The organism is Paenibacillus soyae (genome assembly GCF_024623455.1).
Lineage (GTDB): Bacteria > Bacillota > Bacilli > Paenibacillales > Paenibacillaceae > Pristimantibacillus > Pristimantibacillus soyae.
Genome location: NZ_JANIPJ010000005.1, coordinates 314,676 through 330,791, shown reverse-complemented (window position 1 = coordinate 330,791; position 16,116 = coordinate 314,676). Strand labels below are relative to the sequence as shown.

Genomic DNA, 16,116 nt, shown 5'->3' with positions numbered 1-16,116 from the left:
GACCTGCCGGACCGACTGGCGCGGACGGCGCGACTGGCGCGACTGGACCTGCCGGACCGACTGGAGCCGACGGTGCGACTGGCGCGACTGGACCTGCCGGACCGACTGGCGCTGACGGTGCGACTGGACCTGCTGGACCGACTGGCGCTGACGGCGCAACCGGACCTGCTGGACCGACTGGCGCTGACGGCGCAACCGGACCTGCTGGACCGACTGGACCTGCTGGACCGACTGGTGCGGACGGTGCGACCGGACCTGCCGGACCTACGGGGCCTGCTGGCGCAACTGGTCCTGCCGGACCGACTGGCGCGGACGGCGCAACCGGACCTGCTGGACCAACTGGACCGATTGGCGAGACCGGACCTATTGGACCGACTGGCCCTACCGGCCCGAACTTCGCGGATGAAGGCTTCTCAGCCGTAACTACGGCTGCAGGAGTCGTAGGTTCTACCCAAATCGTTGGCTGGTCCGTTGCAGCACCATACTATGGCAGCCCTAACTTCGACCCAGCTACCGGCATTTACACGGCGCCGGAAACAGGCAGATACGCGATTTCCGCTACCATCAACTATCAAACGACTGCCACAATTACAGTCGACCTCGGTGCCGGCGTAGACCCCGCCTTTGTTGTAAGAAGAACTACACCAGTTGTTACTGATTTAATTACGGGACTATTCCCTGTGCTAAATGTCGATATCCTCCTTCTTCTTACTTTAAGAGCGGTGTTAGGAAACGGCACCGTCACCCTGTCCGGCGAAGTCGAGCTCACAGCAGGAGATACCGTTGGTTTGTTCTACGAAGCCGACGGCTTGATCATCGCCCTGGATCTTGGCGGAGCCGCGGGAGAAGGCATCTACTGGTCGATCCATCAAATCGCATAACACTAAGAAAGAGGCTTGGCGCTTGCGCCCAGCCTCTTTCTTCTTATCTGGCCATTAGAACGGCATATTTATCTTAAACAGTACCCTCACCTGATCCCCCTCGAAACGAACCTCTTTCACGGATATCATATCACCCGTCGGTAAATCCAGCGGCACGATGATCGTTTCTAGCGAGCTGAACGGAAGCTCGAGCCCCTTTACGAACAATCCTCTCGGATGCAGCGTCAAATTCGGATCCTGCCATTCCATCCGGTATTCGGCCTTAACCTGAGCTGGAATACGCTCCATGTAGGTCACGTTGAGATCGGCGATGAGCCGGTTGCCCTGAAGGCTGAACCTCGCTCCGTCGAGCCTGACGTTTTCCGCGATGTCTCGTTCCAGGTGTTTTTTGATCAGATCGTTAATATCCTGCTCCGTCAGGATCAGCTCCGGCTTCAAGCTCGTCGCCATATCCAGCGCCTTCTGCTTCAGATCGATAGGCTCATAGTTGAGATCTAGCGTCTCTTCGGGCGCGATATAAGACATCAGACCCCATGCAGCTCCCGCCAACAACACGGCCAACACGACAAGCGTGAGAAACAACCTTTTGACAAATCTCCCCATCAAGCAACCTCCTCCCTCTCTTTCCCACTCTTACACCATACTATATTTTCTGACTCGTCCCTACATTCTCTCTGACTTAATGGTATAATGAATCATCAAAAATTCAAAGCTTTAACGTTCCCGGAAGGATGGTTGCAGTATGGGAGTAGGTTCGCAATCCTATCATCGAATTGGTCTGGAAGAAATCGTGCAGGCGCAGATGCATCTGAAGGATGTCATTTCCCGCACGCCGCTTCAATATAACCGCGTTTTGTCGGAGCGCTACAACTGCCAGGTCTGGCTCAAGCGAGAGGATCTGCAGGTCGTGCGTTCTTTTAAAATAAGAGGAGCCTACCACCTCATGCGCTCCCTCACCCCGGAGGAAATGGCCAAAGGCGTCGTGTGCGCGAGCGCGGGCAATCACGCCCAAGGCGTTGCTTATTCCTGCCAGACGCTCGGCATTCCGGGCAAAATTTATATGCCCAGCACGACGCCTAGGCAAAAAGTGAAGCAGGTGTCCTTCTTCGGCGGGGACATGGTCGAAGTCATCTTGACCGGCGATACGTTTGACGACGCCTATGCGGAGGCCGTTGCGGAGAGCAAACGGAGCGACATGCCGTTCATCCATCCGTTCGATGACCGCAAAATCATTGCGGGCAACGGTACCGTCGGCCAAGAGCTGATGGAGAAAGCGGAGGCGGCTCCCGACTTTATTTTCCTGACGGTCGGCGGCGGCGGGCTGGCGGCCGGCGTCGCTTCTTACGTCAAAACCGTCGCTCCGGAGACGCAGATCATCGGCGTGGAGCCGGAAGGCGCTCCCTCACTGCGCGTATCGATCGATGCGGGCGAAGTCGTGCCGCTTGAGCATATCGACAAATTCGTGGATGGCGCGGCCGTCAAACGAATTGGCGATCTCACTTTCGCCATATGCCAAGAGCTGCTCGACGACGTTGTTGTGGTGCCCGAAGGCAAAGTGTGCACGACGCTGCTTGATCTCTACAACGAAAACGCGATCGTCGCCGAGCCGGCCGGCGCGCTGCCGATCGCCGCTCTCGATGCCTACCGCGATCAAATCGCGGGCAAACGCGTTGTCTGCGTCGTAAGCGGCGGCAACAATGACGTGGATCGGATGCAGGAAATCAAAGAGCGCTCGCTTATTTACGAGGGGTATAAGCATTATTTTATGGTCAGCTTCCCTCAGCGCGCCGGCGCGCTGAGGGAGTTTCTCGATCAGGTGCTCGGTCCGAACGACGATATTACGCGGTTCGAATATACGAAGAAATCGAACAAAGACAACGGTCCTGCGCTCGTCGGCATTGAGCTGAAGCATCGCGAGGATTACGCCCCGCTCGTCGATCGGATGCAGAAGAAGGGCTTTCAGTTCGTCGAGCTGAACAAAGACCCGGTACTCTTTAATTTGCTTATTTGATCCACCCTTCCCATATAAACAGCCCGAGCTGCTTGTCAGCTCGGGCTGTTTCGTTTTGCTGCTTAGTAGTATTTTTAATAGATTCATAGCGTTTTTCATAGTTCTTTCGCCGGGACAACCACTTGATCCGCTTCATATAATGCAGAGAAAACACTCAAAGGAGATGATCACTATGTCGGATTGCTGTGATTGCGTGAAAGGAATGGCGGAGCAGTTAAAAAGATTTGATAACTTTTTCAGTACGGTTTTTGAAGGGGAGAATAATCAAACTCAGGTATTTGGAACGATTAGAAGAGTCATAGACGACGAAATCCTTCATATGGAGAATGGCACCAAACAAATTGCTACGAATTTTGGATTTATTTCTTTTGGATTTACTGATATATATATAAGTATTTGCAAAATTAACGAGTTTATCCCTCAGTTTGAAGTAACGGCGGCAAATTCTGCACAAGTAACAGAAACACTTAATGCCGTAAGTCAGAATACCAATCCAACAGTCGTGCTATAAAGAGTTTCAGCCACTCCCTTAGAGTGGCTGTTTTATTTCTACACGCCATTGAAAAAAACTATAGCAGAGATCGTACGCCCAACTTGAGCCACCCCTCCCCGCTCACCCTACCAAGCATAAGCCTTCGGAGCGTCGCCTCCCGGTCCCGGGAAGATCTCGTCGATGCGCTCCAGCGTCGCTTCGTCCAGCTTCAGCTCGACGGCGCGGAGGGAGCGCTCGAATTGCTCCAGCGTCCGGACGCCGATGATCGGAGCCGTAACTGCCGGTTGATGCAGGAGCCACGCGAGCGACACCAGATCCTCCGGCTCGCCAAGCTCGTCGCACAGCTTGGCGTAAGCTTCGAGCTGGCCGCGATGCTTCTCGATGCGCTTCTCGTCCCCGCTTCGGCGGCCGCCGCCGCTGCGGCGATGATTGCCGGCGAGCAGTCCGCCGTCGAGCGGGCTCCACGGGATGACGCCGAGTCCGAGCGCCTCCGAAGCCGGCAGCACCTCGAGCTCCGGCAGTCTGCAGAGCAGATTATATTTATGCTGCTCCGACACGAGACCGATCGAGCCTCTCGCCTTCGCCTCGCCTTGAGCCACGGCAATGTCCCAGCCCGCGAAGTTGCTGGATCCTACATAACCGATCTTCCCTTGCGTCTGCGCGGTTTCGAAGGCGCTCCACAGCTCGTTCCAATGGACGTTGCGGTCCACGTGATGCATCTGGTACAGCTCGATGTGGTCCGTCTGAAGCCGCTTCAGCGAGCCCTCCAGATGACGGCGGATCTTGTAAGCGGACAGTCCCTGCTCCCTGTTCGGACCGTCATATGGATCGTGCATGTCGCCATACACTTTAGTAGCCAACACCGTTCTTTCGCGGCGCCCGCCGCCTTCCTTGAACCAATTGCCGATAATTTCTTCCGTGCGGCCGGCGTTCTCGCCCCAGCCGTAGATATTCGCCGTATCGAAGAAGTTGATGCCCGCGTCCAGCGCCGCATCCATGATGCGGAACGCCTCCTTCTCCTCGGTATCGACGCCGAAATTCATGGTGCCTAGGCAAAGCTTGCTTACTTTCAGGCCGGATCGGCCCAGAAACGCGTACTTCATTTCCTCATCTCTCCTTCATCGGAATATTACAATTCCTCCACAAAAATAATATAAAGGATTCAAATCAAAATCACATCCGTTTTACAAAACATAATTAAACTAGGGCCAGGAGGTGTGGCATGCTTCAACAACCCCATTACCGCTCGCCTAAGCTGCTGATCGTGTACGCTTCTTACGGCGAGGGGCACATTCAAGCCGCCAAAGCGCTGCAAGAAGCCTATTCGGACTTCGGTCATGACAAACAGCACATCGTCACGTACGATCTGATGGCCGAATCCCATCCCTGGATCAACGAGATGACGAGACGATTTTATCAGAAGAGCTACACGCATCTCCCTTATCTGTACGGGTGGATGTACGACATCACCAAGCCGATGAAGCATAACTCGCTGTTCGGAAGCTGGCTCCATTCCTTCGGCAGACAGAAGGTTCGGCAGCTCCTCGCGAAGGAGAAGCCCGATGCCGTCGTGTACACCTTCCCGCTATTCGCGCCGCAAGAGCTGCAGAGGCAAGGCCATCGTATCCCTTCCTATGTCGTGATGACGGATTTCGACCTGCACTGCCGATGGGTACACCCCGGCATCGACCGTTATTATGTCCCAACGCAGGATTTGCGGGCCGAATTGAAGCAGCTTGGCATTTCCCACAACAAGATCAAGGTCAGCGGCATCCCGCTCAAAAAAGGCTTTAAGGAGGCAAAGCCTTCGCCGGAGCTGTATGTCAAATACGGGCTCGACTCCAGTAAGCCGACGATCCTGATCATGGCGGGCGCTCAAGGTGTAATGCCTCATATCCAGGAGATGTGCGAGAACATACTTAGCAGGTCGTCCGTCGCCCAAATCACTTTGGTATGCGGTCACAACGATGAGCTGAAGACAGCCGTCGACGATTCGATCTCGGGCGAGCACTCCTCTCGGATTCGCACGTTCGGCTATGTGAACGAAATCCATGAGCTAATGGCTCTCTCCGACAGTCTTGTTACGAAGCCCGGAGGCATTACGCTCGCCGAGGCGATCTCGGCAGAGCTGCCTGCCTTCATCTACCGTCCCGTCCCTGGCCAAGAGAAGCGGAACGCGTTATATCTGCAGTCCAAAGGCGCCGCTTTCGTGGCCAGTCAGCTTGATACGCTCGTCGACCGCATGCTCGAGCTCGTTCACGACCCTTTGCGCTTGATGAACAGCCGACTGCACATCCGCAGGCTCCAGCCGAGCGCGAATCCGTCATCGGCCACGGCAGCTCAAACCATTATTTTGGATATTGTATCCAACTTGCGTATAATAAATCATGCATCACTCTTTTAAGTCCAGTCCGTTTCGACAAAGGAGTTTCATACGTGAGCATACGTCAGAAACATTGGATGGGAGCCGATATGAGGCTCCTATCGTTCATTCTGTTCATCGTCGAGTTTGTGCGAGGCGCCGTTCTAGCCAGCTTGCTGCCGATTTACGGTGCCAAGACGCTGGGCCTATCTCCGGATGTAATCGGCGTCGCGATCTCCGCGCATTACATTACCGATACCTTGCTGAAGATCGCGATCGGTTATTTGCTCGACCGCTTCTCTCCCCGGCTCATCGTGCAGAGCAGCCTGATCATCGCTCTCGCCGGCGTCTATGCCCTGCAGTTCGCCGACCTTCCTTGGATGTTCATCGGCGCGGCCGCCATCTATGGAATCGGCATGTCTCCGATCTGGATCGTCTGCCTGACCAAAGTTTCGGAGGAGCATCGCGCGACCCAGATGGGTTATCTGTACACGATCTGGCTGTTCGGTCTCGGAAGCGGCCCGATCCTATGCAATATTTTGCTCGATTACAGCTCGGACCTTACCTATCTGCTGCTCATCCTTCTCTCTGTGCTCGCCGTCGTGCTTTCCTTCTTCATGCGCAAAGGCCAAATGGCCTCCATTCAGCGAATTCCGTTCAGGGAGCAGCTGTCTGCCCTGAAGGATAGAATCGGCGCCATGAGGAAGCTGCTGCCGGGCATGATCCTGCAAACGACGGGGGCCAGCATGCTGATCCCGATATTGCCCACCTTCGCCAGCGAAGAGCTCGGCATGTCGGGCGCGCAGTACTCCATTCTGCTAACCGCGGGAGGAGTATTCGCCGTCGGAGGCATGATTCCGATGGGCAAGCTATCGGATCGATTCGGAGGCAGCCGTTTGTTCCTTGTGCTCGGATTTGTTTCTTTCGCCGCAGGTCTGTATCTACTGGCGTGGGGGCTTTCCTTTTGGTATTGTTTAGTTATTGCGGCAGCACTTGGTTTGTCTTATGCCGCGATTCTGCCAACCTGGAACGCCATGCTGGCTACATACGTACCACCTAAGCAAGAAGGCATCGGATGGGGGCTCCTGTCCACCTTCGAAGGAATCGGCGTTATGATCGGCCCCGTTATCGGGGGCGTCATCGCGCTATGGGGCGGCGAAACGTCGGTATTCTGGACGAGCGCCATTCTATTCGGCTTAATCGGCTTGTATTATTCGACACTTAAGCAGAGCGGGGTACACTAATTCATGAGTCAACTGCAAGACTGGATTACGAATTTGAAAGAAATGGATGTAGACAGCATTCAGCGGACGCTCGAGAGCTACTCGCAATTCGGACCGCTGCCCGGTCTCCTTCTTCCTTTTGTGGAATCGTTCCTGCCGTTCCTGCCGCTGATCCTCATTATTGCGGCGAACGCCAACATTTACGGACTGGGCTTCGGCTTTCTGTTCTCATGGATCGGAGTTACGGCCGGCGCCATCTGCGTCTTTCTCATCTGCCGATCGCTCGGCCGTAACTTCAAGACGCGTCTAATGAGAAGGTTCCCGAAGTCGGAGCGATTCTTCAATTGGATCGAGCGCAAAGGGTTCACGCCCTTGTTCCTGCTCGCCTGCTTCCCGTTCACGCCATCCGTCGTCATTACGGTCGTCTCGGGGTTAAGCAAAGTGCCTTTCCACACGTTCCTCCTCGCGACCGTCCTCGGCAAGGCGGTCATGATCTTCGTGATCGCCCTGATCAGCTTCGATATCGGCAATCTGGTCGACGAGCCTTGGCGCATCTTCGTCTCCATTACGGCGGTGCTCGTCATGTGGTTCGGAGGCAAGAAGCTCGAGAGCCGTTACCAGATTAACGGGTGAGGTGTTGACGGATGCCCCATCATTCCCTGATTGCCGCAGCCGTACCACTTAACGCCTGGGTCGATATCGGGGCGACGACGCTTGTCCTGCTGCTGGCCGCCGCGCTTATTGGCGTCATGTTCCTCTTCATCCGAGCGGCCTCCAGCGATAACGAAGAGTCCCGCATGCTGCGGGATATCGTGGAGACGATCTTCGGCACGCCGGCCCATCTTCGCGCCGGCGGCTCGCCGAATGAATCGACTCCAGCCTCGTCACATAACGACGCCTCATCGGCGAGCAAGCCTCCGGCCGCCTTCCGCGAGCCTTGTCCCGGCTGCGGCGCCGAGGTCACGGAGCAAGACGCGAATTGTCCTTCCTGCGAGCTTCGTTTACTGTAACGCAACGCACTCATAACTTCCTTCCTCGCGTGGCACACTAATGCCGATCTTCCAAGCGCAAGATCATCATTATTCCCGCAAAAAAAGGAGCGATAGCCCATGTCCGGCAAACATGCATCCGATCGCCAGAGGGCGGCAAGCAAGGCTCAATCGCTGGCCGATCAGCATCTCGCGAGCAAAGAGAAAGCCAGCGCGCTGCAATCGGAGGCCGATCGCGCAGCGGTACCGAAGCACGGCTTGTGACGGCAACCGCTTTTCCGAAGACAGTGTGAGGAGGAAATTGGCATCATGAGCGAAGATAAACGAATGGAACCTATCTCAGGCGAGCGCGTCGAAGCGGATGGCGTCTACCGCAACGAGTGGGGCCGCGACGAACGGCTGGAGCGCGGAGACGTATTCCCGGCGGACCCTATTCTCGGGAATACCGAGTGGAAGCAAGTCGAGCTTGAATTCGATAATCACCACGAGGGACACACGGACCCTCGCCTTACGCCGCATGACGATGACGACGATCCGGAAGCTCATATGCAGCATCCGCGGCGTCATAAAGGCAGCAATAAAGAGTAACAAGCAAGAAGGGGCTGGCCTTCAGTCATCGTTCGATGACTGAAGGACGCCCCTTCTTCCATTTAACAAACAAATAGCTAGCTTTCCGTGCCCGCGCGGACGAGTGTCAACTCTGTTCTCGCAACCTCTACGCCGTTAACCCATATCGTAACGGCATGTCGTCCCTCGTAATGCTTCCTTGTCGTCAAGTCCGCAAAACGGTGAATCCGGGTCCCCTTCACGAGCTCTCTGATCGCGAATTCGCGGTCCGACAGGAGAAATCGTTTTAACGACGTTTTGCCCCCGGCCTTCACGAAATCGATGCCGTATTCAATACGGAGCTTCAGCTTCTTATCTCCGATTAAACCTGGCTCTCCAGCCAACTGAATACGATACTGGAGCTCGGCTTCGCCGCCCATCGGCAATTCATGGGCGGACAGCAGCAAATCCGCGCTATCGACCAAAGCTTGGCCTTGCTTGTCATCGGGCAGCGCCTCCGAATATCCGAACAATGCCATCACGCGGGGATCCGCCCTCTTGATCAACGTTCGGCACGCATGCCGGACAATCCAATCCGTCAGCGGACTCGTTCCCTTCCACTTCTCCGCCAGCTCGACCACAAGATCGGGATGATCCTTGGCGATGTCGTTCAGATGGTTCGCCACGCTCTTGCGAACGTAAAGCGACGGATCCGCCTTCAGCTTCTCGAGCAGCGGAAGCATCGGCGACGGGTCGCGTTTGAATATCGGCAAAGCCTGTCCCCACGGAAGGCGCGGCCGGGAGCCTTCGCTCGCGAGTCTCCGCACATGCTCGTTAGGATGCTCCGCCCATTCGAGAAGCTGCGGAATCATCCGCTCGGGACGTTCCAGAATGAACGGCCTGACGGCGAATTCCGCCGAGGAGCGCTGCGTGAATCGGGCCAGCGCCTCCATGGAGCGCTCCCAATCCTGCTCCCCTCTCCCGTAGACTTCCACGAAATCCGGGAAAAACAAGTACGGAAAACCTATACACTCTTCATCGATCCGGTACAAGATATCGAGCGCTTCCCGGTAATTTGTCGGCAAGGACGCGCCAAGCGCCTCCGTAATTCTGCGGATGCGCGGCTTCAGCTCAAGCTGCTCCCAATCGTCCCTGCGCGCTCTCTCCACGAACGCTGCCGGATCGAACGGCGGCCAAGCTCCTTGCACCCGCGCGCCGAACTGCTCCAGAAACGTTCCGTCGTACATCAGCTTAAGCGGTTCTGCCATCTCTATTTCCTCCATGACGCCCATTATCAAGAACGTATGTTTGTATAATAGAGATATAACATAATGAATCGGACTTCGCAACTGAATGAGTTATCCGAGCAGCTTCCGGTTAAGGCTATGCGAGATGCCCTGCTCCCCCGTCGGCTTCCGATTAGGCAGCCTGATGCTGAATGTCGTGCCAATGCCCGGCTCGCTCTCCGCCGTAATCTGTCCATCGTGATTCTCGATGATCTTGTAAGTCACCATGAGGCCAAGCCCCGTCCCCTTCTCCTTGGTCGTATAGAACGGCTGGCCGATCCTCGCGAGCTGCTCCTGCGGAATGCCGATCCCTTCGTCCTGTATGCGGATGACGATCATGCCGTCGTTCTCCAAGAGCAGCCGAATGCGAACGATTCCTCCGCTATGCATCGATTCAATGGCGTTTTTTATGAGATTAGAGAGCACCTGACGGAGCTGGATGTCGACTCCCAGCACCCACAACGAAAGCTGCCCCCCATCCTGCGCATAGTCGATGCGAACGTGATGCTGCTTGGCGAGCATGACTAAGCCTGCTACGGATTCCTTCATCAGCTTGCGGAGATCGATGTACGCATAGTCGTAAGCTTGCGGCTTGGAGAGCATGAGCAGCTCGCTGACAATCGTTTCGATCCGGGCAAGCTCGGCGTTCATGATGCCGAAGTAGCGGTTATTTTGGACGCGCCCGGTCGCTATTAACTGCATAAAGCCTTTGAGCGACGTCAGCGGATTCCGGATTTCGTGAGCGATGCCCGCGGCCAGTTCTCCCGCTATGGACAGCTTCTCGGCTTGGATCAGCAGCTCTTCGTTTTTCTTGCGCTCGGAGATATCCCGGATAATGACCTGCTCGATCGGCGAGCCGCTTAACGCGGTGAGCGTCCTCACCGTTTCCGTAAAAATGCGCTTCCCGCCCAATGTCGTCCATTCCAGCTCCACGGGCTTTACCGCCTCGATTTCCGGCATGTCAGCCTGACACAAGCGGCTGAACGTCCCGCGATGCTTCTCCTCCAACCGCTCGAACACGCAGCGTCCCAGCAGGTCGCTTTCTCCGGCCGCCTCGAACATGCGGATGCCCGACGGGTTCACGTATTCCCATTTGCCATCCTTGATCAGGGCAATCGTATCCATCGAGTTCTCGACAAGCAGCTTGTATCTGCCGTCCATGTCCGCCAGCTTCTTGGCGCTAAACCAGGACGTCAGGCTAAAGCTAATAATCAATAGCGTCGCTAGTCCCAGCACGAAAGCCAGCAGCAGCAAATATTCGTTGAAACGCTCCGTTGTCATTAATTCGCGATACTGAATCGTAATCGAGTGAATGCTAATCTGGTGCATGACTAAATTGGATACGCCAAATATAATGCTGCCGAGAATTTTAGAATAAGCGAGTTTTTTGCGAAGCAGGACAATGACGGCAAAAGCTCCCGCGATGCTTACTGCAAATGAAAGAATGGCCCCTTGCGTCTGGACGTCATAATATTGGATTTGGCCAGACAGAATGGTTATATGGTGCATGGATAGAGAAGCGCTAGCGTATAAAACGGCGGTGATTCCTTCGTTGATTAAGGTTTTTCGAGGAGCTAGATGAAAGACGCATAGTGCCCCGAACGTCATCAGAACGCCGGCGACAAACGCGGCGACCGTCGTCCAATCCAAGGTTAATATACGATCCGACGCGAGCAGCGAGACGACATGCATCGTCCAAAGTCCCAGACTGAACACCGAAGCGGCACTCAGCATAGAAAGTTTGGCATGGCGTGGTACTTTAGCACTCAGAGGCTCGACCATGCTCAGCGCCGTATAGGAAGCAAAGCACATAACCGCTAGGGATAGCAGCAGATAGTAGGGGTTGCCGTATACGCTATGATCCATTTTCTTCTGACCCCTCCCCCACTTAATAGTCCAACGTATAAGGGAGTTCGACAATTTACCAAAAAATCCTTTTTTATTCGAGCTGGATTCTGTTGTTTTTTGTAAAAACATGAAGTAGTTCCAAAGTCCTTGAGACTTGCGATTCTCGTATATCCGTGCTAGATTGGGTTCATAATAGAGATCATAGGGTAAGGATTGAAAAACGGAGGCCTCATACGATGAAAATGCTGCAAGAGTTCAAAGAGTTTGCCGTGAAAGGAAACGTTGTCGATCTGGCCGTCGGCGTCATTATCGGCGGCGCATTCGGAAAGATCGTCACTTCGCTTGTCAACGACGTGATTATGCCGCCGATTGGGGCTTTGCTTGGCGAGGTGAACTTTAAAGATTTGAAGTTTTACTTGGTGGATATAAGCACATTATCAGATGCTGACAAAGAAACCGCAGCCGCGATCAAATACGGCCAATTCATTAACGTCGTATTGGATTTCATGATCGTCGCGTTCTGTATTTTCATGCTCGTTAAGGTGCTTAACTCTTTGCGCCGCAAGAAAGAAGACAAGGATGAGACGCCTGCCGAGCCGACGGAAAAAGAGTGCCCGTACTGCTTGTCCCAAATTCCGATCAAAGCAACCCGCTGCAAGCATTGCACCTCTCAGCTAGAGGCCGCGGCCGATGTCTGACGAAGAGCTGTTCGACATCTACGACGAGGAGCTGCGCCATCTCGGCACCGCGACGCGGGCGGAGACGCACGCCAAGGGCTACTGGCATCGTTCGTTCCACTGCTGGCTGGCGCATCGCGATGGCGATCGCCAGCTGGTGCGGTTCCAGCTGCGCCAGCTCGTCAAGGACACGAATCCCGGTTGCTTCGACATCACGGTCGCCGGGCATCTGACCGCGGGAGAGACGCTCCGTGACGCCATCCGCGAGCTGGAAGAAGAGATTGGCGTGACGGCGGACTTCGACGAGCTGCTTCCGCTCGGACAGATAAGGGAGGAAGACGAAGGCACCGTAAACGGTAAGCTCTTCATCGACCGGGAGGTCAGCGACGTGTTCGCCCTCGTCCGCGATGTGCCTTTAACAGCCTTACGCTTGCAGCCGGAGGAAGTGGCCGGCGTGTACGAGGCGGAGATCGCGGAGCTTCTCGCCTTATTCGATGGTAAGCAGGAAGAGCTGCTCGCTCACGGCATCGAGTTGACGGACGAGCCGATGGAGACGGGAGCCCCGGATTCATCGGGGGCGATCGGGCTTCGTCCGAGCACGCGCGTGGTGCGAGCCAGCCTGTTCGTGCCGCGGGATAACCGGTACTACATAGACGTCATGAAGAAGCTGCTCCAGCTTGTATGAGAAATACTCTACCCTCGGCCTTTCAGAGATGAGCGACCTGAAAGTTTGCTAAGCAAACTCGCTTCGTAAGCATGAGGTAGGATTTATCGCCAAATCGAATTTCGGTTTTCGAATACTTGAAAACTTATAAATTCGATTGTGGTGAGAAAAAACAGTCCGCGCTGTCGATAACAGCGCGGACTGTTTTTTTGATGAGCGGCTATTTTCTATTGATTAAAAACCGCAGCCGCAGCCGCATCCCCTGTTCAAGCTTCTCACGCAAATGTCGAACGTCACAACCGCAGCGCCTCTGTCGAAGCTGCAGCTTAGCTTCACGCAATCGTAGCCTGGTCTTTTGAAGAAACAAACCACTCTGCAATGATGGCCGAACAAATCATGGATGGTTCTGGCGTCGCAATGGCGAATCGCGGCTACGAGTCTGCGAGCTTTGCAGCGCTTCCGAAGATCGTTGAACCTCGCTCCGAGCACGCGACCCGCATCTTGAATCCCTTCTACGGCGAAATCGTCTCTTCTATGATGGTGATGATGATGATGCTTGCGGCGGCCGTTCATGGCTCCGGCTACGTTGTTCCCTCTGCGTCTGTTATGGCTGACTTGTAAGTTGGCGGACATGTGGATCCTCCTCTCTATCTTGCATACTCTAGTTTATGCACGTCTAGGAGAGAAGTATGGGTAGATGCAGAGCGTCAAACGCTGAAAATATAGACCAGCTGTGGGGATCAGGCCAGAACGTAATTCGCCAATTCCCCTTACCGCGGAAGGCTCCCAGCTCTGTCAAAACCGGTTTTTCGGCTATCATTTCCCAGGTAATTTTGTCGAAACGCCTATTAATAAAGCTCTTCGCCAAGAATATCCTCTCTTCTGGTCGTCAACCTTCGATTGCGTAATTTCCCTCCTTGTCTTTTTCGACAATGTCGAATATCTTTTAGGTTACACCATTAATTATAAGCTGGTTTAACGTCGCTAGCCCCCTTTCAGAATAAACGAGATGATGGCCGCTACTACCCCGCCGATCACAACGCGCCATAACCACTTTTGGTTGTCCTGCACATCAAGCAGCATTTGCTGTGCGGCCTTTACGCTCTGCAAAGCTTCCGCCGCTTCTCTTGCTGCCAATTTGGCTATCTCTTTGGTTTCGGTTATGTCATCCATTTTCGTTTCTACCCGGACAACCCGTTCACGGATTTCCGAAAGTACAGGTCCCGCATTTCCTGACATGTTTCCACCCTCTCTCTTGTCGCTGTAAATTCGTATAAACTTGGAATGACTCCACCTGCTCTTGAAATTGTTGTACAAGATTCTTGTACTCTTGATCCTCATTTTAGGGACATGCTCCGAACATGTCAAGAAGAAAATACAAAGAACTTGTACATACTTGGCAATATCGCGATCGTAAAGTACAATAAACTTGTACTAGCAACGAAGCCTACGCTTTCGAAGTAAGTTTTGCTTACGCAAAACTTAAGCCTATGCTTTCGAAGTGTTTTACTTCGTAAAACTAAGCCTATGCTTTCGAAGTGTTTTACTTCGTAAAACTTAAGGAGAGATCAACGTGTTCAGAGCCGATCGGTTAACGGAACGCCGAAAGCATCATAAGCTCACCCAAGAGCAGCTCGCGCTGAAGGTTAACCTGACGAAGGCCGCGATCAGCAATTACGAGCAAGGGCGAAGCGCTCCGCCGCACGAGACGCTGGCGGCGCTCGTCGACGCGCTGCATACGAACGCCGATTATTTGCTGGATCTCTCGGATAACCCCGAGCAAGCGGGCAGCCAACCGGCGGCCGGCGAGCATGGCCTCCCTGCCGAATCCCGCTCATCCGCATCGGCGCCGCGCGATCCCGAAGCCGGCGTTTATATCGCTTATCTCGGCGGACCGCCGGAGGAAATCGACGAGGAAGAGGCGGAGCACTTGAAGCGCGAGCTCGAGATGTTCCGCGCTTTCAAGGAGAAACGGCGCAAGGAGCGCGAAGCGCTCAAGGAGAAGGAATAAAACCCTCGAAGGGTTTTATTTTTCAGCATAAACACGAACGTACATTCGACAAATGGAGGTCGAGGATGGAGCCCTTAAACTTCGAGCTGTATCGGCCATCGGATTTGGAGCTATGGATTCAGGATAAATTCCAGGGGGATGGGCTTAATCTGCCTGGGGACTTGGAGGATTGGGACCGCATCGCCGCCCTATTCGGCGCGCATATCGCTTATACGGAAGGCGAGACGAAGGTGATGTACGATGAAGATGGCGACTGCTTGATTTTCTTGAACATCCATATGGACAAGCTTCAGCAGAAGCTGGCGTTTTTCCACGAGCTCAGCCATCCCGCTCTTCACGCCGGCAATCAGCTGCAGATGCCTTCGTCCTTCGTCGCACTGCAGGAAACGCAAGCCGGGCTGTTCCAGCTGTACAGCGCCATGCCGCTCCATATGCTGCGTGCCTTCGCCCATCTTCAGCAGCAGCCGCATGATTTGCGGCTAGTCGCCGAAGCCTTCGATGTTCCGCTTTCCTTCGCTCGGAGAAGGCTTGATCGCATTGCCGGACGAATCCGTCAAGAACATGAGGACCGCCGTCTCCGCGCAAGGCTTGCGGACCGCAGCTCCCTCGGGCAGGATTCGGCATACTCGGAGCTGACAAGCCGCTTGCTTCATCAGCTATACCAGCAGACCCGAAACGCATCACCCAAGAAAGGATCGATCCGCCCGTGAACAAAATATCCGTCTACTATTCGCAGAATGACGAGACCGGTGAATTATTCCCTGACTGGCTCCTATTGACGGGAATCCAAGGCGCCGACTGGAGCAAGACCCTGTTCCTCCAGCTGGACGCCCCGTTCGAACGTTATTTGGCGGACGAGCTCGAAGAGGACGCGATGACGCTGGCCGTGCCGGATTCCGTCTATGTGCGCGATCGAACCGGCAAGACGCTTCTGGGCTTGCATTTGCCTTCTTTGAAGACTTACGTCGAGCGGATCGCGAGCGTGTCCGGCACCCCCTTCTCCTATCTGGAGCTCACAAGGCTGCTGCTCCGCTTCTCGGATATCGAGGACACGCTGCAAGCCGCGGTCCGGCACCGGTACCCTTGGGTCCGCGAGGCCAACGAATCGGATTGAACGCCATCGCG

The 16,116-nt window shown here is 54.7% G+C and carries 19 protein-coding genes and 1 pseudogene; 14 read left to right on the top strand and 6 right to left on the bottom strand.

Going from position 1 to position 16,116, the window contains the following annotated elements; genetic code table 11:
* A pseudogene (locus NQZ67_RS10065) lies at positions 1-881 on the top strand (collagen-like protein); the annotation flags it as partial.
* Between the two features lie 54 nt (positions 882-935).
* Here the strand turns inward: NQZ67_RS10065 and NQZ67_RS10060 are convergent.
* Positions 936-1,484 carry a hypothetical protein gene (locus NQZ67_RS10060; protein WP_257445073.1) on the bottom strand — a complete coding sequence of 183 codons (549 nt, stop codon included), beginning with the start codon at positions 1,482-1,484 and terminating at the stop codon, positions 936-938.
* A 139-nt stretch (positions 1,485-1,623) separates the two neighbouring features.
* On the opposite strand from NQZ67_RS10060, the gene ilvA reads away from it, so the two are divergent.
* The gene (ilvA, locus tag NQZ67_RS10055) at positions 1,624-2,892 is read left to right on the top strand and encodes a threonine ammonia-lyase IlvA (protein WP_257445071.1); all 1,269 of its coding nucleotides are present in this window, start codon (positions 1,624-1,626) and stop codon (positions 2,890-2,892) included.
* Positions 2,893-3,064: 172 nt separating this feature from the next.
* Complete coding sequence (locus tag NQZ67_RS10050) at positions 3,065-3,403, top strand: hypothetical protein (RefSeq protein WP_257445069.1); 339 nt, start codon at positions 3,065-3,067, stop codon at positions 3,401-3,403.
* Between the two features lie 107 nt (positions 3,404-3,510).
* Here the strand turns inward: NQZ67_RS10050 and NQZ67_RS10045 are convergent, their stop codons facing one another.
* Complete coding sequence (locus NQZ67_RS10045) at positions 3,511-4,488, bottom strand: aldo/keto reductase (protein ID WP_257445068.1); 978 nt, start codon at positions 4,486-4,488, stop codon at positions 3,511-3,513.
* 119 nt (positions 4,489-4,607) lie between these two features.
* Here NQZ67_RS10045 and NQZ67_RS10040 point away from each other — a divergent pair, with 119 nt between their 5' ends.
* The 6 genes from NQZ67_RS10040 (at position 4,608) to NQZ67_RS10015 (ending at position 8,547) form a co-directional block, all read left to right on the top strand.
* On the top strand, positions 4,608-5,789 hold the full coding sequence (locus tag NQZ67_RS10040) for an MGDG synthase family glycosyltransferase (RefSeq protein WP_257445066.1): 1,182 nt from the start codon (positions 4,608-4,610) through the stop codon (positions 5,787-5,789).
* 32 nt (positions 5,790-5,821) lie between these two features.
* Positions 5,822-6,991: an MFS transporter gene (locus NQZ67_RS10035; RefSeq protein ID WP_371825284.1), complete on the top strand. Its 1,170-nt coding sequence runs from the start codon at positions 5,822-5,824 to the stop codon at positions 6,989-6,991.
* Between the two features lie 3 nt (positions 6,992-6,994).
* A complete protein-coding gene (locus NQZ67_RS10030; protein ID WP_257445064.1) occupies positions 6,995-7,603 on the top strand; it encodes a TVP38/TMEM64 family protein in 609 nt (202 codons plus the stop codon).
* A gap of 11 nt (positions 7,604-7,614) precedes the next feature.
* Positions 7,615-7,980 (top strand): hypothetical protein, encoded by a 366-nt coding sequence (locus NQZ67_RS10025; protein WP_257445062.1) that lies wholly within the window; start codon positions 7,615-7,617, stop codon positions 7,978-7,980.
* Positions 7,981-8,079: 99 nt separating this feature from the next.
* Entirely contained in the window at positions 8,080-8,223 is a 144-nt protein-coding gene (locus NQZ67_RS10020) for a hypothetical protein (RefSeq protein ID WP_257445060.1), read from the top strand.
* A gap of 45 nt (positions 8,224-8,268) precedes the next feature.
* Positions 8,269-8,547 carry a transposase gene (locus tag NQZ67_RS10015; RefSeq protein ID WP_257445058.1) on the top strand — a complete coding sequence of 93 codons (279 nt, stop codon included), beginning with the start codon at positions 8,269-8,271 and terminating at the stop codon, positions 8,545-8,547.
* A gap of 77 nt (positions 8,548-8,624) precedes the next feature.
* Here the strand turns inward: NQZ67_RS10015 and NQZ67_RS10010 are convergent, their stop codons facing one another.
* Positions 8,625-9,773: a DNA alkylation repair protein gene (locus NQZ67_RS10010; protein WP_257445057.1), complete on the bottom strand. Its 1,149-nt coding sequence runs from the start codon at positions 9,771-9,773 to the stop codon at positions 8,625-8,627.
* A gap of 90 nt (positions 9,774-9,863) precedes the next feature.
* Complete coding sequence (locus NQZ67_RS10005) at positions 9,864-11,657, bottom strand: ATP-binding protein (protein ID WP_257445056.1); 1,794 nt, start codon at positions 11,655-11,657, stop codon at positions 9,864-9,866.
* 218 nt (positions 11,658-11,875) lie between these two features.
* Here NQZ67_RS10005 and mscL point away from each other — a divergent pair, with 218 nt between their 5' ends.
* Together mscL and NQZ67_RS09995 are read left to right on the top strand one after the other, a co-directional pair.
* Positions 11,876-12,337: a large-conductance mechanosensitive channel protein MscL gene (gene mscL, locus NQZ67_RS10000; protein ID WP_257445054.1), complete on the top strand. Its 462-nt coding sequence runs from the start codon at positions 11,876-11,878 to the stop codon at positions 12,335-12,337.
* Positions 12,330-13,001 (top strand): NUDIX hydrolase, encoded by a 672-nt coding sequence (locus tag NQZ67_RS09995; RefSeq protein WP_257445052.1) that lies wholly within the window; start codon positions 12,330-12,332, stop codon positions 12,999-13,001. The genes mscL and NQZ67_RS09995 overlap by 8 nt, the downstream gene beginning before the upstream one ends.
* 213 nt (positions 13,002-13,214) lie before the next feature.
* On the opposite strand, the gene NQZ67_RS09990 is transcribed toward NQZ67_RS09995, so the two are convergent.
* Positions 13,215-13,613: a hypothetical protein gene (locus tag NQZ67_RS09990; protein WP_257445051.1), complete on the bottom strand. Its 399-nt coding sequence runs from the start codon at positions 13,611-13,613 to the stop codon at positions 13,215-13,217.
* 351 nt (positions 13,614-13,964) lie between these two features.
* Positions 13,965-14,219: a hemolysin XhlA family protein gene (locus NQZ67_RS09985; protein ID WP_257445049.1), complete on the bottom strand. Its 255-nt coding sequence runs from the start codon at positions 14,217-14,219 to the stop codon at positions 13,965-13,967.
* Positions 14,220-14,553: 334 nt separating this feature from the next.
* Between NQZ67_RS09985 and NQZ67_RS09980 the strand changes: the two genes are divergently transcribed.
* The 3 genes from NQZ67_RS09980 to NQZ67_RS09970 all read left to right on the top strand — a co-directional run bounded on the left by NQZ67_RS09980 (position 14,554) and on the right by NQZ67_RS09970 (position 16,105).
* Entirely contained in the window at positions 14,554-14,991 is a 438-nt protein-coding gene (locus tag NQZ67_RS09980) for a helix-turn-helix domain-containing protein (protein WP_257445048.1), read from the top strand.
* Positions 14,992-15,056: 65 nt separating this feature from the next.
* The gene (locus tag NQZ67_RS09975; protein ID WP_257445046.1) at positions 15,057-15,701 is read left to right on the top strand and encodes an ImmA/IrrE family metallo-endopeptidase; all 645 of its coding nucleotides are present in this window, start codon (positions 15,057-15,059) and stop codon (positions 15,699-15,701) included.
* The gene (locus NQZ67_RS09970) at positions 15,698-16,105 is read left to right on the top strand and encodes a hypothetical protein (protein ID WP_257445044.1); all 408 of its coding nucleotides are present in this window, start codon (positions 15,698-15,700) and stop codon (positions 16,103-16,105) included. The genes NQZ67_RS09975 and NQZ67_RS09970 overlap by 4 nt, the downstream gene beginning before the upstream one ends.
* Positions 16,106-16,116 lie beyond the last annotated feature (11 nt).

Bases quoted from the DNA above. Each gene is read 5' to 3' on its own strand.
- ilvA (WP_257445071.1), top strand. From the start codon at position 1,624: ATGGGAGTAGGTTCGCAATCCTATCATCGAATTGGTCTGGAAGAAATC.
- NQZ67_RS10005 (WP_257445056.1), bottom strand. From the start codon at position 11,657: ATGGATCATAGCGTATACGGCAACCCCTACTATCTGCTGCTATCCCTA.
- NQZ67_RS10045 (WP_257445068.1), bottom strand. From the start codon at position 4,488: ATGAAGTACGCGTTTCTGGGCCGATCCGGCCTGAAAGTAAGCAAGCTT.
- NQZ67_RS10020 (WP_257445060.1), top strand. From the start codon at position 8,080: ATGTCCGGCAAACATGCATCCGATCGCCAGAGGGCGGCAAGCAAGGCT.
- mscL (WP_257445054.1), top strand. From the start codon at position 11,876: ATGAAAATGCTGCAAGAGTTCAAAGAGTTTGCCGTGAAAGGAAACGTT.
- NQZ67_RS09995 (WP_257445052.1), top strand. From the start codon at position 12,330: ATGTCTGACGAAGAGCTGTTCGACATCTACGACGAGGAGCTGCGCCAT.
- NQZ67_RS09975 (WP_257445046.1), top strand. From the start codon at position 15,057: ATGGAGCCCTTAAACTTCGAGCTGTATCGGCCATCGGATTTGGAGCTA.
- NQZ67_RS09990 (WP_257445051.1), bottom strand. From the start codon at position 13,613: ATGTCCGCCAACTTACAAGTCAGCCATAACAGACGCAGAGGGAACAAC.
- NQZ67_RS10025 (WP_257445062.1), top strand. From the start codon at position 7,615: ATGCCCCATCATTCCCTGATTGCCGCAGCCGTACCACTTAACGCCTGG.
- NQZ67_RS10060 (WP_257445073.1), bottom strand. From the start codon at position 1,484: ATGGGGAGATTTGTCAAAAGGTTGTTTCTCACGCTTGTCGTGTTGGCC.
- NQZ67_RS10030 (WP_257445064.1), top strand. From the start codon at position 6,995: ATGAGTCAACTGCAAGACTGGATTACGAATTTGAAAGAAATGGATGTA.
- NQZ67_RS10010 (WP_257445057.1), bottom strand. From the start codon at position 9,773: ATGGCAGAACCGCTTAAGCTGATGTACGACGGAACGTTTCTGGAGCAG.
- NQZ67_RS09985 (WP_257445049.1), bottom strand. From the start codon at position 14,219: ATGTCAGGAAATGCGGGACCTGTACTTTCGGAAATCCGTGAACGGGTT.
- NQZ67_RS10015 (WP_257445058.1), top strand. From the start codon at position 8,269: ATGAGCGAAGATAAACGAATGGAACCTATCTCAGGCGAGCGCGTCGAA.
- NQZ67_RS10040 (WP_257445066.1), top strand. From the start codon at position 4,608: ATGCTTCAACAACCCCATTACCGCTCGCCTAAGCTGCTGATCGTGTAC.
- NQZ67_RS10050 (WP_257445069.1), top strand. From the start codon at position 3,065: ATGTCGGATTGCTGTGATTGCGTGAAAGGAATGGCGGAGCAGTTAAAA.